Below are 22,952 nucleotides of genomic sequence, written 5' to 3'. Positions count from 1 at the left end.
CACTTAGCACTTAGCACTAAACGCTTACAGACCTTATCGTTTGATTTCTGATAATTCTCGAAACCAAAAGAGTCATACCACGGCTCTTTTGGTTTATGTGTTTGAAACACTCTCTTTGTGCTATCCCGCAATCTCCTTTTTAATATGGTGCTTTGTATTAACAACAAAAATGGCAATCACGGCAAATACAAAGGGCAATACGTATAAGTTTAAGTTTTGCCAACCGACTGTCGATTCCAACCAACCACTTAATAGTGCCGTAACCGTTACGCAGCTGAATACAAAGAATTCATTGAACGCTTGAGCTTTTGCCTTATTTTGCTCTTTATAGGATTGGCTAAATAACCCTGTTGCGGAGATAAACATAAAATTCCAGCCAACACCAAGTAATACCAGCGCTAATCTAAAGTGCCAAATAGATTGTCCATGTAGATTGATCGCGATACAGCCTATAAAGAGCATACCGCCTATCAGGATAATCAGTCGTGGACCATATCGCTCAACTAACTTCCCTGTAAAAAAGGCAGGAACAAACATACCAAGCACATGCCATTCAATTACTCCTGCAGCCTTGGTGAAATTAAACCCACAACCTATCATCGCTAAAGGTGTTGCTGTCATCAAAATATTCATCACAGCATACGCGACCATTGCAGCAAAAACGGCCACCATAAAATTCGGCTGAGTGATTATATCTTTTAAGGGCTCTGACCGAATCGATTGGCTTCTCTCTGCTGGCTTGGGAAATTGAATGGTTTGGAGTAAGAGTAATGCTAAAAAATTCAAAACGATCAATGACGCAAAAGCGCCAACATATAATCCATCAGACGACCATTGTTGGGAATAGATCGCGAGGTTAGGACCTAACACTGCTGCCAATACACCACCAGCCATAGAAATTGAGATGGCCCGATGCCGAGCATGCGCATCACACACTTCTATCGCAGCAAAACGGTACAAAGTGCCAAAACCGATGCCAACGCCGAGCAAAAATGTTCCGACACAAAAAATCCAAAATAAATGGTGGTACAAAGAGAATGTCGCCAGAGACGCTCCTAAAATACCAACGAGATTACCGATACTAAAACCACGCTTTCTTCCCAACTTACCCATAATCATTGATGCTGGAATCGTTGCAGACATCAAGCCAAGAAATTGCAACGCAACAGGTAGAGTAATCATGCTTGGCGAGGGTGCGATTTGCTGCCCAATAAGACCAATCACCGAGATCAATAAAATATTGCCTGTCATTAATAGAGCTTGGCAAAGTGACAATAGCCACACGTTTCGATTCATTTATGCCGTATCCTTACCTTCAATAATTCGCCTTTAAAAGCCATAAGTACCATGCTGACGGAGTTATCATTAGATGTCGACATAAATTGTTACTAATATGTTTCTTTGTGGGGAGTTTTTAACCGGCAGAAAAAAGCCCCACCATTTCAGAAATCAAATTCACTGAAAATAAAACAGGGCCTGTGACGGATGTAGAGTAATGTTAAACCGTCTCTCCATGAGTCACTGCTTTACGGAGATCTTTGGCACTTGGCCACGTATAAACCAACTCATTGACTTTGTTACCGCAAGGCGCATTCCACAGGCGGTCTACCGACTTCTGCCCACCGAGAGATTCATAAAATTCAACTGCTGGGTGGTTTTCAGCCATCACCTCTAAATAAACACCTGAACCTGAAAAGTACTGCTCGATCCACGCTGACATCTCATCCAACAGTTTTGAACCTAACCCACGCCCATGATAATTCTCATCGATATGCAGTGCATCAATGATGGTTCCGCGTTCAAAGTCATGATTACCGAAGGCACAGATGAAGCCACACAACAAACCGCCCTCTTCTATTAGCAAAACATGCTGGTTAAAAGGTGGGTTAATCAACCGCGTTTGCCAGATAACTAAACGGTCATCGAGTACATCATGCTCAAGATACTCATCACCAAGAATCCCTTTGTAATACTGCTTCCAACTCTGAGCGTGAAGCTGAGCAATGCGCTCATAATCCTTATATTCCGCTACTTTTAATTCCATTTAATAGTCCTTATTACCTCAGATACAGCGTTCTATTCACATTTAATACTATTCACCCATCAATTAAAAGCAAAACATTCTAATCACATTTATAACAATCCCATTTGACTTACACGTGTACGCTGATATTCTAGCGTACGCTCGTAAGCTCAAACTATATTGAATGGTAGTAAGCTGTAGAAGAGCACGACTCTATTTTTTGTCGTGACGACGATAATAGTTGTCTAACAAAATGATCATTACTGAATGACTTAACCACTAAGTTATTCTTACCTATATACTGTTACTCACGGAAACTGACACATGGAATCAAGTAAAAAGCCGCCAATTATGTGGCTTAATGTCTTCATTTTCTCTTTTAGTATGCTTCTTGCTGCTGTTGTCGCCCCTTGGTATGGCATGACTTTCGGCTATGGTGTGGAGCATTGGGTTTGGCTGCTCATCTGTTTTTGTTTCTGTAACTTATCCATCACCACAGGGTATCACCGTCTTTGGTCGCACAAAGCGTTTGAATCTCACGCAATCCTACGAGTACTGTTTGCTCTTGGCGGCGCATTTGCCTTGCAAAATAGTGCCTTACACTGGTCTTCTGATCATCGTGTCCATCACAAACACGTTGATAATAATGATAAAGATCCCTACTCTGCAAAACTTGGGTTCTGGTACTCACATATTGGTTGGATGATCCGTAACTACACTGAAGCAAGCTATTTTGACTATGAAAACTGTCGAGATTTGAAAAAAGATAAAGTACTCATGTGGCAACACAAACACTATATTCTTCTTGCTGTTATCATGAACTTTGGCATTCCCATTGCGCTTGGCCTTTTCTATGGCGACGTGTGGGGCATGTTATTAATGGTTGGCGCCGTACGCTTGGTGCTAAATCATCACACCACGTTCTTCATCAACTCTCTTGCTCATATATGGGGTAGTCAGCCTTACACAGACAAAAACACAGCCCGAGATAATGGCTTTCTGGCTTTTCTGACATTTGGTGAGGGTTACCATAATTACCATCATATCTTTGAGAATGATTATCGTAATGGCATTTACTGGTGGCAATATGATCCAACGAAGTGGCTTATCAAATCATGTTCATGGCTTGGCCTTGCGGGAAAACTACGTAAAACACCGCAAGCTAGAATTGAAAAAGCCCGCGCTCAGATGTCATTAAAATTAGCACAAGACAAAATCGCTAACCTTCCAAACAGACAACAGATTTCTGAAAAATTGCAACATGAGTTTGACTTGCTGGTAGAGCAGATGAATGAGTATTACGCGGTAAAAAAACAGTTGATCGAGAATAGAAAAGACAGTGTGGTGAAGAAGTACGAACACTCTCTTCTAAAAGTTCGCTATGAATTGATCCAGAAAAAGTTCGAACAACAGAAACTAAATTGGTCACAAATGGTGGCACAATACGCTTAGTGTACTAGGCAGTTCATTGTTAACTAAAAAACTAAAACGATGCTTTATGTGGCATCGTTTTTTTGCACTATGTCTTAAAGCAAATGCCTTAAAGCAAATCTCTTAACGCCATCTATTTTAAAGCAAATACCTTAAAGTAGATGCCGTACTGGATTAGAGTACTTGCTTGCCCAATTTCAAGGTTGCTGCAATGTTTCGTGCCGTACGGACTAGATTTAATTCTGCTTCTTCAAGTACCTGTGGTAAAGGCTGGGGAGAACGAACGGTACCGAATACACAGTCAATGCTACTGTAAAGTGCTTTAACATCTTTACCTAGTGATCCAGCAATGCCAATCACTGGAATCCCCTTATCTTGCGCTCGCTTAGCCACACCATAAGGCGCTTTGCCTTGTAGCGTCTGATCATCCATCTGACCTTCACCAGTAATCACCAAATCGGCATTATCCAATATCAGGTCAAAATCTAATGTGTCTAGCACCATTTCAATCCCTGCCTTTATTTGAATATCAAACGCTAAGCTCAGTCCCATCGGAGTGCCTCCAGCAGCGCCGAAGCCGCTTACCGTGAGTGCATTTATCCCATTGACAGATTCTCCACACTTTGCAAATTGCTTTAATGCTAAATCAAGAGCTTGCAGATCATCTTTATTCGCTCCTTTTTGCGGGCCAAAAATGTAACTTGCGCCATTTTTACCACACAGCGGGTTATCAACATCGCAGGCAAGAATAAGCTCTACCTCTGAGCAGCGATGATGTAAGTTGGATAGATCAATGGCTTTGAGATCCTTAAGTGCAATCCCACCGACAGGTAAATCATTACCTGAATCATCAAGTAAACGACCTCCTAGAGCTTGTAAAATGCCAGCGCCGCCATCGTTCGTCGCACTGCCACCTAAGCCTAGAATGATCTTATCGACCCCTTGATCTAGAGCTTCTTTAATCACTATGCCAGTACCATATGTGCTCGCATCTCTGATATTGCGCTTTTCAGGAGCAATGATATCGATACCAGAAGCAGCAGCGACTTCAATTAATGCAGTCTTACCCATTTTATCTTTGAGTATTGCCCACATCGCAGTGACTTCATTGCCAAGTGCATCCGTTGCTTTGCTGTACTGCTTATCTCCTGTTAATGCTTGAAGAAGTGCTTCTACCGTCCCTTCCCCTCCATCGGCAAGAGGAACTTTTACATATTCAGCATTCGGCAATACCTGACAAAATCCACGCTGAATCGCATCCGCAACCGACATAGCATCAAGTGATTCTTTAAATGAGTCAGGAGCAATTACTATTTTCATTTGGAGTCTCTATAATTCGGTGGTATTTGGGCTAAGGGATACTGTGATTAAAATGGTAAATGCAACAAGACAGCGCCCTAAAATTATTCTTACTTGCGAACTGAACAAAACATAATACAAAAACCATTATAGCTATACTTTTTCATACAGATCCTTTTGCATAGAGATCTAAGCTGCTCATGTTGGGGGAATGTATCCGATGATTTTTTAAATAGAATATTGTTTTTGAGTACATCTGAAACTTATTCACGTCAAACGATTAAAAATTCACCTTATTTTCAAAACGAAACATAATACACTCACCATATTTCCTGAAAAGTCTCACATTCCTACCAAAGCATAACCTTTATATCGTCCTTATTTTAATGGTGTTGCCGTCGACACTTATAACCCTTTAGGGCTATAACATAGTTTATCTGCACATCAAAGCGATCTATGCACGATATTAGCCACTACAGAATCAACTTCAATCAACTAACAATTAACACATTTGCTACATAAATAGCCTTTCTAATTAATATGTAAATTATTATTTGTTTTAGATCATACCAGCATCAAGTTGATGTCGTGCTACAGCTCTATTTTCTGTACATTCTCAGTCATAAACTGAAACACTTTCTTATACTTTTATTCATTTAACGGGGATTTCTATGTTAGAACTCTTAATCGGTTTGGTAATAACCATTGCAGTGGGATATTTCATTGTAAAAGGTTACAAAGCAGCAGGTGTCTTACTTACTGCTGGTATTTCTCTTTTACTTATCACTGGCCTGCTTGGTCATAATGTTTTACCTGCAAAAGTTGCATCAACAGGCAATGTGATCACTGACTCTCTAGAGTTCGTAAAATACATGCTTAAATACCGTGGCGGCGGCTTAGGTATGCAAATCATGCTTCTTTGTGGTTTTGCTTCATACATGACTCACATGGGCGCAAACAATGTTGTAGTTAAACAATTTTCTAAGCCTCTGTCTTTCATCAAGTCACCTTACGTATTACTAGTAGCAGCTTACATTGTGGCATGTCTAATGTCTCTTGCAGTAAGTTCAGCGACTGGTCTAGGTGTATTGTTAATGGCAACGCTATTCCCAATGATGGTTGCAATGGGTATCTCTCGCCCTGCTGCGGTTGCGGTTTGTGCTTCTCCAGCGGCAATCATTCTTTCACCAACTTCTGGTGATGTTGTTATTGCAGCAGAAAAATCAGGAATGGCACTAGACGTATTCGCAGTTCAAACGGTACTACCAGTTTCATTCGCAGCAATTGCTGTAATGGCTGCTGCCGCTTTCTTCTGGAATAAATACCTAGATAAGAAAGAAAATACACCAATGGAAAAAATTGATGTATCTGAAATTGAAGCGAATGCACCTGCTTTCTACGCAGCACTGCCTTTCCTTCCAATCTTCGGTGTTTTCTTGTTTAACGGTCGTACCATCCCTGGTCTATCTTTAGACATCTACACTATCGTTGTTGGTTCAATCTTTATTGGCGCACTAGTTGATTTCGTTGTTAACCGTTTCGATGGCAAGAAAACACTAGAAGATCTAGATTCTTGCTACGAAGGCATGGCTGACGCTTTCAAAGGCGTTGTAATGCTTTTAGTTGCGGCTGGTGTATTTGCACAAGGTCTGATGTCTATCGGTGCAATTGATAACCTTATCGGCCTTGCTGAAGCAGCTGGTGCTGGTGGTTTCGCTCTAATGCTACTACTAACAGGTCTAACTGTTGCAGCCGCTATCGCTACAGGTTCTGGTAACGCGCCATTCTACGCATTCGTAGAACTTGCACCTTCACTTGCAGCTAAAATGGGACTGAACCCTGCGTTCTTAATCATCCCTATGCTACAAGCGTCTAACCTTGGTCGTACAATTTCACCAGTATCTGGTGTTATCGTTGCAACGTCTGGTATGGCTAAAATCAGCCCATTCGAAGTAGTTAAACGTACTTCTGTTCCTGTGATTGCAGGTCTTGTAACGGTTGTTATCGGCACTGTAGTTCTAGTACCTATGTTTGCTTAATCGTTAAAAATTAGAGACAAACAATCTATTAATAAAAATGCCATTCGCTTTTCAGTGAATGGCATTTTTTATACGTTTTAAAAAATGATTGTTTATGTTCCAAGTATTTGCATTGGCAGTTGCAATAAGGCATCACCAGTAGAAGCAAAGTACCAAATAATTCCAATTAACCCAGCAACTAAGCCCGTGTACCATACAAAAGAAACGATTTGAGCGTATCGATCAAGTGGCAACAAATGGCTACGATGACGTTGTTTCCATTCAAATAATATCTCGACACTTCCCATAATCAGAAGAAAACCAAACAGAGTTAAACCAAGCTGGTAGCTTAAAATAATCCCGGCTACAGCCGCTAACGCACAAAGCCCAATACCCAACTTGCTGTTCATTGAAAAACTGATGCTTTTGAGGATATGTCCTCCGTCTAATGGCAAGATCGGTAAGAGATTGAATAAGTTAAGCAACGCGTTAAATACTGCCAAACCTGCAAAAAACATCTCTCCGGTTACCCAGTAGATCACCACAAGAATAAACGAAAGGATCAGACCAAAAAGTGGCCCCATTATTGAGATAACAACGTCTTGCCAGCGAGTATTGATTTTTTCGTCACTCAGAGCGAGACCACCTAAAAATGGGATCAAATAGATCCCTTTCGTTTTCATACCGAAGTATTTCATTGCTCGAATATGCCCATACTCATGAAACATCAAGCAAGCAATGAGTGATAAAGCAAACTGGACAGAGAACAACCATGAATACGCGGCTAAACTTGCAGATGCTAAAACAACCTTAATCAATTTCGCACTCTTTAGCCCTTTCATCGCCAAAGAAGCTAAGCCAATCAAACTAAAACGTTTTTCTGCTTTGGGTTTCACTTGAGGCACTTGTGATTCTATATCTTTCGCATTTCGGCTTCCTTGAGTGACGACTTGCTCATTCACAAGCGCCGTATATTCGATAACAAACGGCTGCCATACGAGATCAACATTAAGCTCGCACTGCAATAAATCTTCACCACAACTTAAGCTAAATTGATGAGTACGGTTCTCTTCTTGATCTGCTGTTGCATCCAGCTGTGAGACCAAATGATCATCCCAAAAAAGTTGTTGCCACCCAGCCATTGAGCCCTCTAAGCGCAATGGTTTTCCAAGAAATTCGATTGCAAGTAATTCCAAATTTATACCCAGCATGTTTTCAAACAGAAGTGGCGCGATTATGCCGACTTACCTTTAGCGGGTAAAGGTTTAGCCATGACTTTGGTCATTGGGGCTTCTCATTTTGAGCCTTTTGGATGTGTGCAATGAATTCAAAATGCAACATTCATCACTAATTATAACGAAGATGAATGAAACACGGCTGGTCTAACCTTTAGCTCCCCCTCTATACAATTGAATTAAAAAGATTAATCTATCGAAAATCACAAATATCGATAATGAATTTCATAAAATTAGACTTAAAACTTTGACAAAACAGCAAACAAAGAATTAACATTTGATTTACATAAGTGCAGTATTTGCACTAGATGGATGAAATTATAAAAACTATAAACTTACTAATTCATACCCTAGGAGGGTCAAGGATGAACATGAAGCACTGCTCTCTGCTGACAGTTTCAATATTGTTAGCGTGTAATGCGAATGCCGCTGGTTTCCAAGTTGCCGAACATTCAGCTTCTGGTCTAGGTCGTGCATTTTCTGGTGAAGGCGCGGTTGCAGACAACGCAAGCGTACTCGCTCGTAACCCGGCAGCCATGACACTTTTTGAAACAGCACAATTTTCTGGCGCTCTTTCCATCGTTGACCCTGAGGTTGATGTATACGACGTAACGAATAGTGAGCAATCTAATGATGTTGCTCCAATGCAAATTGTCCCTGCTACTTATTACATCAGCCCAATTAACGAATCTTGGGCGTGGGGTATCGGATTATTTACTACTTACGGGGTTGCAACTGATTATCCTGATGATATTTCTGCGGGTGATATGGCGGGTGACACATCATTATTATCTGTGAATATAAACCCAAACATTGCCTATCGATTGAATGACAAAGTCAGCCTTGGGGCTGGTATCAACATCGTGTATGCAGAAGCAGAACTGACTCGTCATAAGGGATCGTTAGCCCCATTATTCGGCCCAGGTAGTCAAAAGTCAGACAAATTAATTGGCATGACAGGTGAAACAATCGCTTACGGTTGGAATGTAGGTGGTTTGTATGAATTAGACCAGCACAATCGCTTTGGTTTTTCTTATCGTTCTAAAGTAGACCTAGATTTCGATGATGGTGAATTTAGCAGTTATGATTCAGGTATAGCGTCGTCACCCAAAGTGGACGGACGCCTACAAATCAGCTTACCCGCAATAATAGAACTTTCCGCTTTCCATCAATTAAATGACCAATGGGCTGTGCATTACGGTTGGCAACAAACAGATTGGAGTTCATTTAAAGAGCTAAAAGCGACCAGTTCAGATTGTGCAAACGGCGTATGTTTCTACAAGCCTGAGAAATATGATGACAATAACCGTTACTCCTTTGGCGCTACTTATTCTGTTAATCAGACATGGACCTTGCGTGCTGGTATCGCTTATGACGAACAAGCCGGTAAAGCAACGCTCAGCATTCCAGACAGCGACCGTTTTTGGTACAGCGCAGGCCTTACCTATGTAATGAGTGAAAATATGACTCTAGATGCGGGCTTTGCTCTTGTAATAAGTAAATCAGGTAAATTCACAGAAAAGAACGCTGCAGATCAAGAGCTAACATTCGACGCAGAAGGCGCTGCTTATATCAGTGCAATTCAAATGAACTACACCTTTAAATAATCTGTGTTGACGGAGATACATGATGAACAAAACATTTAACTTATCACTATTATGCTCGGCAATTCTTCTATCAGGTTGTGGTGATAATTCAGAAAGCAGTGGCACATCAAATAATAGTAATTTAACACCGAGTGAGCAGGCACTTTTAAACCAGCCTACCTCAGTGAAATTTACCCTACAGGGCTCTGGAAAAGCAGTTCCCCTGCCAAGTTACTTACTTATGGATACAACAGATGGCACCTTAAAACTACCTACAGATGGGAATGAGTCACTAACCAATCCGCTTGCAGCAATGAATACTGCCGATGGTTGGTCTACCTCAATGCCTATTGTGGTTGAATTTGAAGGTGTTGGTTTTAATCCCGGCCTTGTGACATCAGGGGTAAGCGTTATCAAATTAAGTAAACGCCTGACTGACATTGTTCCTGGTGACAATCCAATCCTGAGTGTCTTAAAAATTAATGACATGGCGACGCCTGATTATGCATTCACTGTAAAGTCAAATGGCGCTAATTTATACATTGAATTTAGAGATTCATTAGATGAATCAAGTGAGTATATTTTTGCCATTACTAATAATATTACAGACAAAAATGGCGACGGAATTGGTTCATCAGGGAGTTATGTTACCGCAAAAAGTAAAGAAACTATTTTCAAGGAAGGCGACTTAGCTTCAGTACAAGCAGCAACACACGCAGTCGAAAATATTTTTTCTGCAGCACAAGGTTTAACAGGAGTCGATCCTGCCGATATTATCTATTCTTCTTGGTTTAGTACCCAGTCTGTTGGTGACTCCCTAGCTGCAATGAAAGGCGTAACTGGTTTGGCTTTCGCAGATGGCAGTAACAAATTAAATGCTCTATACAAAAATGACCCATTAGCACCAGGCTCTGTAGACCTTTCAAGTGCCTATGCAATGCTCCTAGGTACTACCCAAGATTTTGATGATGCACTAACCGCAGACGATCAATTTACAAAATACATCAGTGACGATGCGGATAAAAAAGCGGCTATCATCGGAGCATATCAAGCGGGTGTAGCGGGAGGAAAGCCGGAAGTTGAAGTAACAGCTGGGGTTGTAAACCTACCTTACTATTTGGAAAAAGGTGCAAACTGGAACAGCCAGCCTATGGTTGCGGCAATGCCTAGCTTGGCTAAAATCGTGAATGCTTTGGGTAACGATGCAGAAAAAGTACATATAGAAGAACAACTCAATGTACTTGGTATTAATTCAGCAAATCTAGAGACTGACCCAAAAGAACAATTGAAATTAGTTGGCTCACAACTAACCCTTTCCAATGGAACACAGCTTGATCCTGAAAGAATCATAACTCGCTACAACCCTGTACCACAACCTAAGTCAGTGGAAGCGGTTAACTTGTTATTATTCACTCAAAAAGGAGTAAAACCTACTGACATTGTGATTTATCAACACGGAATTACATCAGCAAAAGAAAATGCGTATGCATTCGCGCAAAACCTCGCGCAATCAGGTGTTGCTGTAATCGCAATCGACTTACCTTTGCATGGCCAACGTAGTTTAGATGACCAACGCTCTGCTAATGCTGATATTTTAGCTTATATCAATTTACCCTACCTGCCTGTTGCGCGTGATAATGTCCGTCAAAGTGAAATGGATATGATGAGCGTACGAGCAGGCTTGGCAATTTCTGCGCAAGCTGGTTTATTTACTAATAAGCCACTCAGCTCATTTAACCCTGCAATATCAAAAGTAAAAGCGCTTGGTCATTCACTTGGTGGCATCGTTGCTACCACGGCAGTAGCAGCTGCGAATAAACCAATTGGACTCGCAGATCCTTTAGAAGAAGCTAAGATTGCTGCGTTATACAGCTTTAGCTCAATGTCGATTCAAAACACAGGTGGTCAAATATCTAACTTGCTGCTTGGCTCTGCAAATTATGGCAGTCTGATTAAACACAATGTGGCATACAGTGGTTCGCCTGCGTACAAAAATAGTGCTGACACAATATGTACGAGTATGAACCTGGAAGCGGCAAGTTGTTTTGAAACTCTTTATGGAGGGATGACTAGTGAACAAAAAGCAGAGTTAGATGGGAAAATTACACAATTTGGATTTGCGACCCAAACGGTCTTAGATACAGTTGATCCATACACCAATGCCGCTGATTTAAAAGGTAAAGGATTGCCTATTTTCATGTCTCAAGTAGATAACGATCAAACTGTACCAAACTCAGTACCACTGGCTCCTTTCGCGGGAACAGAACCCCTAGCCTTAAAACTCGATTTAGTTACGATCGATTCAACCAGTTCTGCATCGAATGCTGCTGCGAGCTTCTACAAATATCAAGGTAATACATTAGGCGGTGATGGAAAGGTAACAACCTCGGTTGCCTCTCACTCTACGTTTGTTGCTCCGCAAAACCATCCTATCGACACGCCCTATCACGCAGATATGCAAGAAAAAAATGCGAATTTCTTAGTGCAGGACTCTCTAACAGCTCTACCTGAGACGAACTATCTCAAATAGTTATCTGTATTGTTAATAATGCCAGCTTAACCGCTGGCATTATTATTCATCACTCTTCATATTTCTATCTTTTTACTTGCCACGTAACGACTTATTTACCAATCAGAATACAAATGGTTTACTTCCTCAAAATTAATCCAGATAGAATGCCGTACGGACCCTATCTTTATTTCCTATAACGTGGATAATAGCGCGGTTATTAATTCATACTAATTGTGAGTCTACTATGTCTTCTGAAGCAACCATGCTTGAACGCTGCCAATCTAAATGTGAACTATGTTCTGCTGATACTCAACTTACCGCATACGCTGTACCACCACACAGCTACGTAACAGTTGATCACGGCATCATGGTTTGTGAAAAGTGTCTTAGCGAGATCGACGACCCACAAGATATCAACCACTGGCGTTGTCTGAACGACAGTATGTGGAGCCAAGAAGCACCGGTTCAAGTAATGGCTTGGCGTCAACTTACTCGTCTAAATGCTGAAGGTTGGGCTCAAGATCTACTAGACATGATGTATCTTGAAGAAGAGACTTCAGTTTGGGCACAGATCGGCATGTCAGCTGATGACAAACCATTCGATATTAACGGCGTTGAGCTTAAAAAAGGTGACGACGTAACAGTAACCAAAGATCTTCCAGTGAAAGGTACCAACCAAGTAATCAAGCAAGGTACGGTTATCCGTGGCATCAGCATTGGTGACGATCCTAAGCTTGTTTCTGGTAAAGCGAACGGCGGTCAATCTATGTATGTTATCGCTGAGTTCTGTCGTAAGAAGTAATTCTTAACGCTTCTCGATAAAAAAGGCGCTGATTAGCGCCTTTTTTATTATTTACGGTTAAATTCCCCGGCGACAGTTTGTACTGGAAGGTATGAGCCCTCTTTGGTTAACCATACTGCAACCGCATCTGCATTTTCTGGTATTACAGGTACGTCAAATTGCCAAGCCTTTTGGCCCTGACGCTGCATTTTATCCAGAACAACAAAGTAATGCTCAAGTAACTTTCCGCTGTTCTCGCCCGCTTTAACTTGCGTTACTTCATCAAGCGCAAGAACCACCAAATTAGCTGTGTAGGCATCAGTGCCGCTATAAACTAATTTAAAACGATTCCCTTCCCTATTCAAAGTCAATAGACCTCTGTTGTTTGTCGAAGGGGAAGGCAAGGTTTTCTTTCCCCAATGAAAGAAACCGCGCCACTCGTTGCCATCGACAACAAAACCTGGGGTATAGACACTGTCAACGACGCCATAAGCTTTATACAACCGTTGTTTTTGACTAAAGGCAGGATTAGCAAATTTATCTTTCCACCCCAGGTAGTCCCAGTAATCGACGTGATAGGCGACTGGGATCACTGAGTTCCATAATTTAGAAGAATGACGAAATGCACCAATGTAACGATCGGCAGGAGGACAACTTGAACACCCTTCCGATGTAAATAGCTCAATCAATTGAGCCGGAGGCCCAGAATGTTGCCATGTTTGAGCTGCGCTAGGAAAAGTAACAAGAGAGGTAAGAGTTAATAACAGAAATCTCTTCATCTAAACGATACCTTAAGTGAAAACCTATCTACACAGACCTGAGTTGATTCTTTTTTATTTCACTCAATACAAAAACGCCGACTACTAAGTAGTCGGCGTTTCTTTTTAATTCGTTTATCTATGAAACGGTAAAACTAGAAGCTTTAAAGCAATTAACGGTAGATACCGATATCTTTTTGCATGTGACCAGATAGGTTACTTGCATAGTAAGTGCTTTCTACTTGTTCTTTACCAAACATAATATCGACAATGTGCGCAATCAATCCTTTGAAGTTAACCGAGTAGGTTTTCTTATCCATAGAGATAGGTGTCGCGATTGTTTCGATGTTCATTGCGTGTGCCATGATTGCCTCTCTATTTAAATTTTGTTGAAATGGTTTCGTTTCGTTGAGAAGAATATTAAGCCATTTTTTGATGTGTAAAAAATGACAAAATTTGACTTTTCAGATTAGTTTTACTAATCAAACATTATTTTAACATGTTCAATTATTAACCATGACTAAACCGTGCATAGTTAATCGGAAATTGTATTATTAGCTGCATATTTCGTTCAGTTAGCAACCAAAGCACAATTCAAGTTAACATTTAGATCACATATTGTTTTTTCTCGACGCACTCTTTTTTAATTTAATATTAGAGTTTTTGATTAGTTATTCTGTCCGATAACTCACAGCAATCATCGTGGTGTGATTCCCGTCGAAACATTGAAGCTATAACTGCCGTTGTCATGACCAGTAAGAGTACCAACAGCGAGATGTAGGTCGGTATTTCCCACGCCGATCCTACCAACATCATTTTAATACCGATAAAAACCATGACGATCGACAACGCTGGCTTTAGATAAACAAATTTATCCATCATCCCCTGCAGTACGAAATACAGAGATCGTAATCCTAGTAGAGCAAAAACATTCGCAGCAAGCACCAAGAAAGGTTCTCTTGTGACAGCAAAGATTGCTGGTATAGAGTCCAGTGCAAACATCACATCCATTAAAGCAATAACGCCAATAACAATCAGCATAGGGGTAACAAACCACTGCCCTTGCTGTTTCATGAACAGTGCATTTCCTTTAAAGTCATCCGTCACTTTGGCAAATTTTCTGATCAATTTTTCTGGATATGGGTTTACTTCACTTTCACCTTTATCTCGCGCAAGTTGTATCCCAGTGCCAATCAAAAACACTGCGAAGACATAGAGTAACCAATGGTACTGAGCTAACAGCTGAGCCCCAACCGCGATCATTACCGCTCTTAGTATCAATGCCCCTACCACACCCCACAGTAACGCTCTCGGGCGCAAATGCTGAGGTACCTTGTATTGAGCAAAAATAATCGCGAATACAAATAGGTTATCGATACTCAACGATTTCTCTAACAAATAGCCTGTCAGGAATGAGATGGTCGCTTTTTCTGATGAGTAGCTACTGTGAGGAGCATAGTAGTCCCAGAAAAAATAGATACTTCCGGCAAATACGAGCGCAAGAGCAAACCATACAACACTCCATAATGCCGCTTTTTTAATGGTGATCTTGCCGCCCTTGGTTTGCCATATATCGAGCGAGATCAAAATAAGCGTCATTACAGCAAAGCCGCAATAGATCATAAAGCTAGGGTGTTGAGATAGTGAACCAGACGTAGTGCTGATTGATGATGTGAGTTCTACTGGATTCATGAATCCTCCAAAAACGGAAGATCATAAGAATAGGTGACCTTCCGCATACAAAAACCACCGAATCATAGTGATCGGCATTGAATGCGTTGGTCTCGTTGGAATGAAGCAACTTATTTGAAACTTAGTTGATGGTCTTCACTCTTATTTACCGGATAAGCTTTCACTTAACGAGATGACGATAAATAAGCTTGCGCTAACTACTCCCCAAACACGGCAAATGATAAGCCTGTTCTTGTTAAGTGTCTATTCGATATTTTCATAGTATGGATAAAAATATTTATCGTGGCGACAAATCCTCGTTCTGCTAGAAGCTCTTCTACATCCCTAAGCCTTAGGCTAAAGCGGTAATGCAACCAGAGGTGTATTGGATAATGTGGGCAAAACTACCGGAATTGGGCGAGCTTAAAGATAAACTTTACAAACTTGAGTTTATACGTTTGTCTTTCAACTGTTCAATAACATAGTCCGGAGCGACTTTTCCTAGCTCTTCTAAACAGTCATCCGTCTTCTCATTACCGTAGCGTACGTAGATATCACAGACCGCGTATAACTGCTCCGGAGAACCAGAGATCAAATACGCCTTCTCGAACGATTTAGTCGATTTGTCGATATCCAGCTCTTCTTGTAGTACCCCATTCAAGTACCAGTAGTAGCTGTTATCTTTTGCAAGTTCTGCTGCTACTTCAATCTCTTTGGCTGCTGCTGCCTTGTCTTCAAGGCGAACCAAAGTTAATGATTTAGAATAGTGCATCGCTGCATTGTCCGGCACGGTCTTCAAACCACGATCCAACACCTCGACCGCTTGTTGATCTTTATTCTGAGCTCGGAAGTTATCCGCGTAGCTCAGCCAAACTTGAGGGTCTTTCTGGTGAGTATTAATCAACTCAAGATAAATCGTTTCCGCTTTATCCCATTCATTGTGCCAACGGAGCACATCAGCAAACAATAATTGGAATTTTTCAGATTCTTGCGTTTCCAAGAAGCTAATCAACTCTTTTACTGGTGGTTCAATCTGTGCTTTTTGTTGATCATCTAAAACATTAAAGTCACGAATCAGGTTTGACGTTGCCGTGTGACGAACCATGGTATCGCTGTCTTTTAACAGTGGTGATACTAATGCCCAACGGTGCTCAAGTTGGTAAGGTTCAGAGCCAATAACCGCCGCTTCACGGACCTCAGGGTTTTGATCTTTTAAGCCTCTAGCAACCGCCACCAGCGCATTTTGGCTTGGATAAGTAGCCAGTTCTTGCAGCGCACCTGTACGGTTCTCGATAGATTGATTCTGATCTTGCGCCATGTAAGACAATTGTTGAATACGGGTTTGAGTGTCTGTCATTTCAAGTACTTGATTGATATTTTGCGCAGGCGCATCAACGGTTTCTTGAACGCTATTGGCTGCCATCGCAGACGTTGGTAGCAATGCGGACGTTGAAATAAATAAAGCAACCGCAGTCGCTAAAGTCTTCTTGATCATAGTATTACCTTAAGCTGGAGAACTTAGCCTGTCCTTAGACTCGTATCTGATTAAATTTGTCTTGGATCTGTTGACCCAAAAAACGAGTTAAAACTTGGTCTCGAACGTAGTTTGTTGCGCTTGTTTTGCACGATGTGCCATCATGACCGAATCACTGAATTTACCATGAGCAACTGGGTGCCCCATCGCTCGAGCGATGTACGCCATCGACTTATCGACATGAGAAAAGAACTTGTGCCAACCTGCACACAAATAGTTCAAACCCGGTTCACCGGCGCGAGTTTTGATAAAGCGGTTTTTAGGGCACTCACCATGACAAGCAAACTTATAGTCACATTGCTGACATTGGCTGGTCAGTGTACGTGATTTAGCGAAACCAAATTTTTGTTGTGGCGCGCTGTACGCCAAGTCATCAAGCTTGTCGTGGTGGATGTTGCCAATTTTATATTCTGGGTAGACATAGTGGTCACACGAGAACACGTCACCATTAGGCTCCATCGCTAGGCCTTTGCCACATATCTCGTTCAAAGTGCAAAGCGGGTTCGGGCGACCGATCCACGTTTCTAAGCTCGCCTCAAAATACTGAACAAACACTTTACCAATGTCATTCTTCGCCCACTCATCAAACACAGCAATCAGAAAGTTACCCCAAGCCAAATCCGACACACACCACGATTCCATGATCGAATCTTTATGGCCAGGGATCAGACGCTTGTCACCTTGCTTAAGTTGATCACTCACTTGAGACGTTTGTGGCGCAACCGTTCTAAAGGTTTTCTGTTCAACGATAGGAATAAACTGCATTTGTGGAGACTTCACCACATCACGCAGGAAGCGATACACTTCTAATGCATTTTGACTGGTGAGGTTATTCACACAGGTTAGGGTTGCGAATTTGACTTGATGTTTGTGCAGCAACTCTGCAGCCGCCATCACTTGTTTAAATGTGCCCCGGCCTGCTCTGTTGACACGATAGGCGTTGTGTAGCATTTCAGGACCATCAATACTCAAACCGATCAGGAAGTTATTCTTTGCTAAGAATCGACCCCAATCATCATTCAGTAGTGTGCCATTAGTTTGTAGGTCATTTGAAATCAAAACACCTTCAGGCTGGTACTTTTTCTGTAGCTCAACCACACGTTCGAAATACGCTAAACCCAGCATGGTAGGTTCACCACCCTGCCATGAGAATATGATTTCAGGGGTATTTTGACCTTCGATGTATTGTCGGATGTAAGTCTCTAACGTCTCATCATCCATTCTTGGAGAACTGCCTTTCTTATACTCCAACAAATCTTGCTTACTTAGGTAATAACAATATTTACAGTCAATGTTGCACGCTGCGCCAATCGGCTTAGCCATCACATGTAAGCGCTTAGAGGCTTTACCGTTGTATTGTGGACCTTGAGTAATGTGCATGATTTACCTACCTATCTTAGTGTCTTGTTCCCATCATAATTCCTATTTCAACTTGTGGCATGTTATACCCTTTATAACCAATAGGAATGACCTTAAACGTTAAAATTGCCTCCTATTCGAACATTCGAGGCACGTGATGAAATTTATCAATTACAAACAATTAGCGGCGATCAGCAGCGTCACCATGACTATTTTCCTAAGCGGTTGTGCGAGCGTGCCTACACATCCTATCGCCCAACAAATTGACCAACAAATGGTGTTAGTTGAAGGCGGTACATTCACCATGGGATCAAACAACCCTGAAGCGACCAAAGCAGAGCAACCAGCACGAGATATAACTGTAGATAGTTTCTATATTGCGAAGTTTGAGGTGACTCAAGAATTGTTCGAATCGGTGATGGGTTCATCTCTCAGTTATTTCCAAAACCCACAAGTTCCGGTCAATAACCTAAGTTGGCAGCAAGCGAACTATTTCGTTGAGCAGTTGAATGAATTAACGGGCGAAGAGTACCGCCTTCCGACAGAAGCTGAATGGGAATTTGCCGCGAAAGGTGGCAATAAAAGCAAAGGTTATACTTACAGTGGTTCCAACAACTTAGATGATGTTGCGTGGTACTCAGCAAATTCCAAAAATAGCGCACATCCTGTCGGGCTAAAGAAACCAAATGAGCTAGGCTTATATGATATGACAGGCAACGTTGGAGAGTTTGTTATTGATGCTTTCGATGACACTTTCTACCGATACGGTCCAACAGACAATCCTAACAACGCGAAACACAGTGATGTCGGTTTATCACACAAATCGGTACGCGGTGGCAGTTTTGCATACGACGAAGATGAATCAGAAAGTTACCGTCGTGACTTTGCCAGTCAATCGATCACCATGTCTGATATGGGCCTACGCCTAGTGAAGGACGTAAACTAGCAAAACACCCCATGGTTGCTGAACAAAGGACAGCCTCTGTTCAGTGACCAATCCATGTCATTTTGAATAGCGAAATTACATCGAATAAGGACACTCTATGCAATACACCAAGCTTTCAGGACTTACACTCGCGTTACTCTGTGCTTTCCCAGCATCCGCTGCGGACAAACCCGATCTAGTCCTCCAAATCACGGTAGATGGCCTGCGTGCAGACCTTATCGAACGCTACAAGCACAACTTCGGTGAAGGTGGATTTCGTTACCTAATGGATGATGGTACTTACTACACCAATGCGAACTACCAGCACGGCAACACAGAAACCATTGTCGGTCATGTGTCGCTTGCAACCGGCGCTCCGCCGAGTGTTCACGGCATGGTAGGTAATGTTTGGTATGACCGCAGTGAAGAACGTTTGGTGTATAACGTAGAAGACGGCAATTACAAGATGCTGACTTCAGGCGCGGGTGTCGACAAAGCAACTGAGATCGACCCAACACAAAAAACAGCACAAGGTGATGGCCGCTCTCCAGAGCCAATACTGGCCACCACGTTTGGTGACGAGCTGACGATTTCCAATAGTGGCAAATCGAAAGTGTTCGGTGTTTCTGTTAAAGACCGCGGCGCAATCTCATTAGCGGGACACAGCGGTAAAGCCTTCTGGTTCTCGAAGGCACAGTCTGAATTTGTCACTAGTAACTATTACTACGACGAGTATCCAGCTTGGGTATCTCGTTGGAATGAAAAAGAAATTGCAGCCCAATACTCTAAACAGAAATGGGAACTTTCGTTACCACGTGAAGAGTACACACTGCAAGAGCACAACACGGACCACAAGGTGAAGCTCGGTGATTTCCAACGCACCTTCCCTCACCCATACGGCCCTGCAAGCTACAAATACTACAGCACAACGCTAACCGTGAGCCCGGCTGGCGATGAAATCACCGAGAACTTCGCAAGCACACTGTTGATGCAAGAGAAGTTAGGCCAAGGCGACGTGACCGATTACCTGTCTGTGAGTTTCTCATCAAACGACTATGTGGTGCACTTGTACGGTCCTGAAAGTTTAGAGACAGAAGACAATCTCATTCGACTTGATAAGACGATCGCCAAGCTTCTTAAAACCATCGATAACCAAGTCGGTCTAAAGAACACATTAATTGTGTTGTCTGCCGACCATGGTGTGCCTGAATCTTCGCCTGCGGCAAATGCGCTTGGTTTCAATCAAGCTCAGTATTTCAACAAAGACACACTACTATCGAGTGGCGTTGAGAAACGGTTAAAAGATGAGTTTGGTTTATCCAAAGATGCGATTCGACTGTATGCTCAACCTTATATCTATCTTAATCACGACTTAATCGCAGAGAAAAAGCTGGAGCTAGCAAAGGTGCAAGAAGCGATTGCTGACGAGATTACTAAAGTGAAAGGTGTAGCGTTTGCCGTATCGAGCAGTGATATTGCGGCGAACCGAGTGCCGGATACTCATGTGATGCAGCTAATCAAGAACAACTATCACCCTGCTCGTTCTGGCGATGTGTATGTGGTCTTTGCACCCCGCAGCTACATTAACGACATGGAAGGCCTACAGATTGCCTCGACTCATGGCTCACCTTGGAAATACGACACACATGTTCCGGTTATCTTCGCGGGCTATGATGTGGATGCTAAGAAGGTTTCCCGTCCAATCACGCCATACGACATTGCACCAACGCTTTCGAACAAACTGGGCATAACTCAACCAAGTGGTTCGATTGGAGAAGTGCTGAAAGAAATTACCGAGTGAGATAAATCTCTGAGGTTTGATCATCTAGACTTCGAATCCAGCACTAACAAAATAGAAGAGCCGTTTGTCATATTCAGACTGATGTAGTCAAATAGATAAATGGCTCTTTCTTATCTCAGTTTCTGATCTTAAATCTTATCTGCTTAATCAATACCGTTACTAAAACGAGCATTCTTTTCCGTACTTTGTTTGCTTAAACAAGGGCTATCTTCGGGCAGCACCAAACTGATACTTGAAGGTATAACTTCAAAACGAATTTGATTAGAATGATAAGGTTCGCCATCTAAGTTAATCGGCAGCGATTGAGGAAAATCGATCTCCAACCAACGAGCTTGAGTATGAACAACATACTTCCCATCGTCTGCTGGATGCTTAAGCTCTTCGATGACTTTTGGCAAATCAGAAGCCACGAATGCTTTAACCAAAGTAAGATCCATCAAACCATCATCAATAAACGCGTTGGGTGCTAGCTCTTGCCCGCCCCCGGCTAGACGACCATTACAAAAAGCGCCAACCAGGATTTCGCCAGTAAAAGTGCCTTTATCTATGGTCAAAGTACCGCTATAAGGCTTAAAGCCTAGCGCTTTGACCACACCAGTTAGCGTGTATGCGCCGCCGCCAAGAAAATCTTTGAGTTCAACGGGGGTTTCAGCCGTCACTTCTGCGCCAAAACCTGCCGCAGCAACATTCATAAAATAGCGGTCATTGGCACAAACACTGTCCACCGCAAACGCATTCCCTTCTAACGCCAGTTTGAAAGCATCCGTAATATTGCTAGGTATACCCGTTGCGGTCGCAAAATCGTTCGCAGTTCCCATAGGAATAATGGCTAGTTGAGGTCGTTCACTGGAATGAAACTGATTGAGTGCGTTAACGGCTTCATTCACCGTTCCATCGCCACCAGCAACAACCAATCTTTTTACGCCGTCGCATATCGCTTCGCTGACCAAACGAAACATATCTGCAGACTCCCAAGTTACCCTCACTTGTAGGTCTATATTCCTGTCTCTTGCAGCAAAGACCTCTTGTCTCAGTTCTGGGATATTGGCTTTCTTTCCATTTAAAATTGCGCGAATGCTTTCCATAGCGATGTCCTTTAGGGCTAACTTGATATGTCTTTTGCTGCCGCTTTGATCTTTGCGCGCAGCCACTTATGGCTTGATTCGTTAGTGCGACTTGGGTGCCAAATCATACACATATCAAGATCTTCCAATTCGAATGGCAAAGGCAGTGTTCTTACATTATATTTCTCAGAAAAACATCGCACCGATGACATAGGAAGCATACCGATAGCGTCGGAGCCCTCGATCACGGGAAGCATCTCGACGACGCCAGCTGCTCGATACACAATTTTTCGCTTTTCCAAGTCACTAAAGTGTTCAGAACTTAATAAGCTTTTACGTGCATGCCAACGTGATACCACGACGTGATCAAGAGTAAGGAATTGCTCCATATCGATAGTATCTCCGATCGCAGGGTGATCTGAACGGCATACCACCACCAGTTCCTCTCTAGAAACCACCTCGTGCTTGAGCGTGCTTCTTCGTCTGGGCGTCATATCAATGATCACATCGTGTCTTTGAAGCCTCAAATCCGATTCATAATCTTCGGTAAACAGGGGGTGAACTTCTAACGCGATATTAGGCGCTGCTTGGCTAATCAACTGCATAACTCTTGGCACCATTTCATAACTTGCTGCGGAAACGCAAGCGATAGAGAAGATACGATTTGATGTTTTAGGCTCAAAGTCTCTTGATGCAGACAGTGTTGACGTGAAATTTTTCAATGCCGCAGACATAGCTGGGTAAATATCAATAGCAAAGGTAGTCGGCTCTACGCCGGATGTGGTTCTGTGAAACAGTGGCTCGTTATATATATCACGAAGCCTAGCAAGTGCTTTACTCACGGCTGGTTGGCTAATATCCATACGATTCGCAGCCCTAGATAAGTTCTGCTCTTCATAAATAGCAACAAAGATAGGAATTAAATTTAGCTCGGTACTTTTCATACAGTTCCATA

At 42.3% G+C, this 22,952-nt stretch carries 18 protein-coding genes; 7 read left to right on the top strand and 11 right to left on the bottom strand.

Annotation, left to right across the window (positions count from 1 at the left end):
* Nucleotides 1-120: 120 nt before the first annotated feature.
* Nucleotides 121-1,296 carry an MFS transporter gene (locus F0249_RS07660; RefSeq protein ID WP_171756291.1) on the bottom strand — a complete coding sequence of 392 codons (1,176 nt, stop codon included), beginning with the start codon at nucleotides 1,294-1,296 and terminating at the stop codon, nucleotides 121-123.
* Between the two features lie 202 nt (nucleotides 1,297-1,498).
* The gene (locus tag F0249_RS07655) at nucleotides 1,499-2,044 is read right to left on the bottom strand and encodes a GNAT family N-acetyltransferase (protein WP_171756290.1); all 546 of its coding nucleotides are present in this window, start codon (nucleotides 2,042-2,044) and stop codon (nucleotides 1,499-1,501) included.
* Between the two features lie 303 nt (nucleotides 2,045-2,347).
* Here F0249_RS07655 and F0249_RS07650 point away from each other — a divergent pair, with 303 nt between their 5' ends.
* Nucleotides 2,348-3,475, top strand: coding sequence for a fatty acid desaturase (locus F0249_RS07650; RefSeq protein WP_017054674.1), 1,128 nt, complete (start codon nucleotides 2,348-2,350; stop codon nucleotides 3,473-3,475).
* Nucleotides 3,476-3,628: 153 nt separating this feature from the next.
* On the opposite strand, the gene F0249_RS07645 is transcribed toward F0249_RS07650, so the two are convergent.
* Nucleotides 3,629-4,774 (bottom strand): glycerate kinase, encoded by a 1,146-nt coding sequence (locus F0249_RS07645; RefSeq protein WP_171756289.1) that lies wholly within the window; start codon nucleotides 4,772-4,774, stop codon nucleotides 3,629-3,631.
* 650 nt (nucleotides 4,775-5,424) lie between these two features.
* Here F0249_RS07645 and dcuC point away from each other — a divergent pair.
* Nucleotides 5,425-6,792, top strand: coding sequence for an anaerobic C4-dicarboxylate transporter DcuC (gene dcuC / locus F0249_RS07640; protein ID WP_017054672.1), 1,368 nt, complete (start codon nucleotides 5,425-5,427; stop codon nucleotides 6,790-6,792).
* A 92-nt stretch (nucleotides 6,793-6,884) separates the two neighbouring features.
* Here dcuC and F0249_RS07635 read toward each other — a convergent pair whose 3' ends face one another.
* Complete coding sequence (locus F0249_RS07635; RefSeq protein ID WP_171756288.1) at nucleotides 6,885-7,967, bottom strand: site-2 protease family protein; 1,083 nt, start codon at nucleotides 7,965-7,967, stop codon at nucleotides 6,885-6,887.
* A 404-nt stretch (nucleotides 7,968-8,371) separates the two neighbouring features.
* On the opposite strand from F0249_RS07635, the gene F0249_RS07630 reads away from it, so the two are divergent.
* The 3 genes from F0249_RS07630 (at nucleotide 8,372) to F0249_RS07620 (ending at nucleotide 12,906) form a co-directional block, all read left to right on the top strand.
* A complete protein-coding gene (locus tag F0249_RS07630) occupies nucleotides 8,372-9,613 on the top strand; it encodes an outer membrane protein transport protein (protein ID WP_171756287.1) in 1,242 nt (413 codons plus the stop codon).
* A 22-nt stretch (nucleotides 9,614-9,635) separates the two neighbouring features.
* Nucleotides 9,636-12,122 (top strand): VolA/Pla-1 family phospholipase, encoded by a 2,487-nt coding sequence (locus F0249_RS07625; RefSeq protein WP_171756397.1) that lies wholly within the window; start codon nucleotides 9,636-9,638, stop codon nucleotides 12,120-12,122.
* Between the two features lie 226 nt (nucleotides 12,123-12,348).
* Nucleotides 12,349-12,906 (top strand): PhnA domain-containing protein, encoded by a 558-nt coding sequence (locus tag F0249_RS07620; protein ID WP_017054668.1) that lies wholly within the window; start codon nucleotides 12,349-12,351, stop codon nucleotides 12,904-12,906.
* A 47-nt stretch (nucleotides 12,907-12,953) separates the two neighbouring features.
* Here F0249_RS07620 and F0249_RS07615 read toward each other — a convergent pair whose 3' ends face one another.
* The 5 genes from F0249_RS07615 to F0249_RS07595 form a co-directional block, all read right to left on the bottom strand.
* Nucleotides 12,954-13,664: a DUF1223 domain-containing protein gene (locus F0249_RS07615; protein WP_171756286.1), complete on the bottom strand. Its 711-nt coding sequence runs from the start codon at nucleotides 13,662-13,664 to the stop codon at nucleotides 12,954-12,956.
* 152 nt (nucleotides 13,665-13,816) lie between these two features.
* A complete protein-coding gene (locus F0249_RS07610; RefSeq protein WP_017054483.1) occupies nucleotides 13,817-14,008 on the bottom strand; it encodes a hypothetical protein in 192 nt (63 codons plus the stop codon).
* Between the two features lie 289 nt (nucleotides 14,009-14,297).
* On the bottom strand, nucleotides 14,298-15,266 hold the full coding sequence (locus F0249_RS07605; protein ID WP_253825292.1) for a TerC/Alx family metal homeostasis membrane protein: 969 nt from the start codon (nucleotides 15,264-15,266) through the stop codon (nucleotides 14,298-14,300).
* Between the two features lie 484 nt (nucleotides 15,267-15,750).
* Nucleotides 15,751-16,809 (bottom strand): HEAT repeat domain-containing protein, encoded by a 1,059-nt coding sequence (locus tag F0249_RS07600; protein WP_171756284.1) that lies wholly within the window; start codon nucleotides 16,807-16,809, stop codon nucleotides 15,751-15,753.
* A gap of 87 nt (nucleotides 16,810-16,896) precedes the next feature.
* Entirely contained in the window at nucleotides 16,897-18,228 is a 1,332-nt protein-coding gene (locus tag F0249_RS07595) for an anaerobic sulfatase maturase (protein ID WP_171756283.1), read from the bottom strand.
* Nucleotides 18,229-18,364: 136 nt separating this feature from the next.
* Here F0249_RS07595 and F0249_RS07590 point away from each other — a divergent pair, with 136 nt between their 5' ends.
* Together F0249_RS07590 and F0249_RS07585 are read left to right on the top strand one after the other, a co-directional pair.
* Entirely contained in the window at nucleotides 18,365-19,153 is a 789-nt protein-coding gene (locus F0249_RS07590; RefSeq protein ID WP_171756282.1) for an SUMF1/EgtB/PvdO family nonheme iron enzyme, read from the top strand.
* 97 nt (nucleotides 19,154-19,250) lie between these two features.
* Entirely contained in the window at nucleotides 19,251-20,933 is a 1,683-nt protein-coding gene (locus tag F0249_RS07585) for an alkaline phosphatase family protein (RefSeq protein WP_171756281.1), read from the top strand.
* Nucleotides 20,934-21,076: 143 nt separating this feature from the next.
* On the opposite strand, the gene yegS is transcribed toward F0249_RS07585, so the two are convergent.
* Both yegS and F0249_RS07575 read right to left on the bottom strand, forming a co-directional pair.
* Nucleotides 21,077-22,018, bottom strand: a complete 942-nt coding sequence (gene yegS / locus F0249_RS07580; RefSeq protein ID WP_171756280.1) for a lipid kinase YegS — start codon at nucleotides 22,016-22,018, stop codon at nucleotides 21,077-21,079.
* Nucleotides 22,019-22,035: 17 nt separating this feature from the next.
* Nucleotides 22,036-22,941: a LysR family transcriptional regulator gene (locus F0249_RS07575; protein ID WP_171756279.1), complete on the bottom strand. Its 906-nt coding sequence runs from the start codon at nucleotides 22,939-22,941 to the stop codon at nucleotides 22,036-22,038.
* Between the last annotated feature and the right edge of the window lie 11 nt (nucleotides 22,942-22,952).

Source organism: Vibrio sp. 03-59-1, from assembly GCF_013114135.1.
Lineage (GTDB): Bacteria > Pseudomonadota > Gammaproteobacteria > Enterobacterales > Vibrionaceae > Vibrio > Vibrio cortegadensis.
The sequence above is the reverse complement of the archived record's forward strand: the minus strand, read 5'-3'. Positions and strand labels throughout refer to the sequence as shown.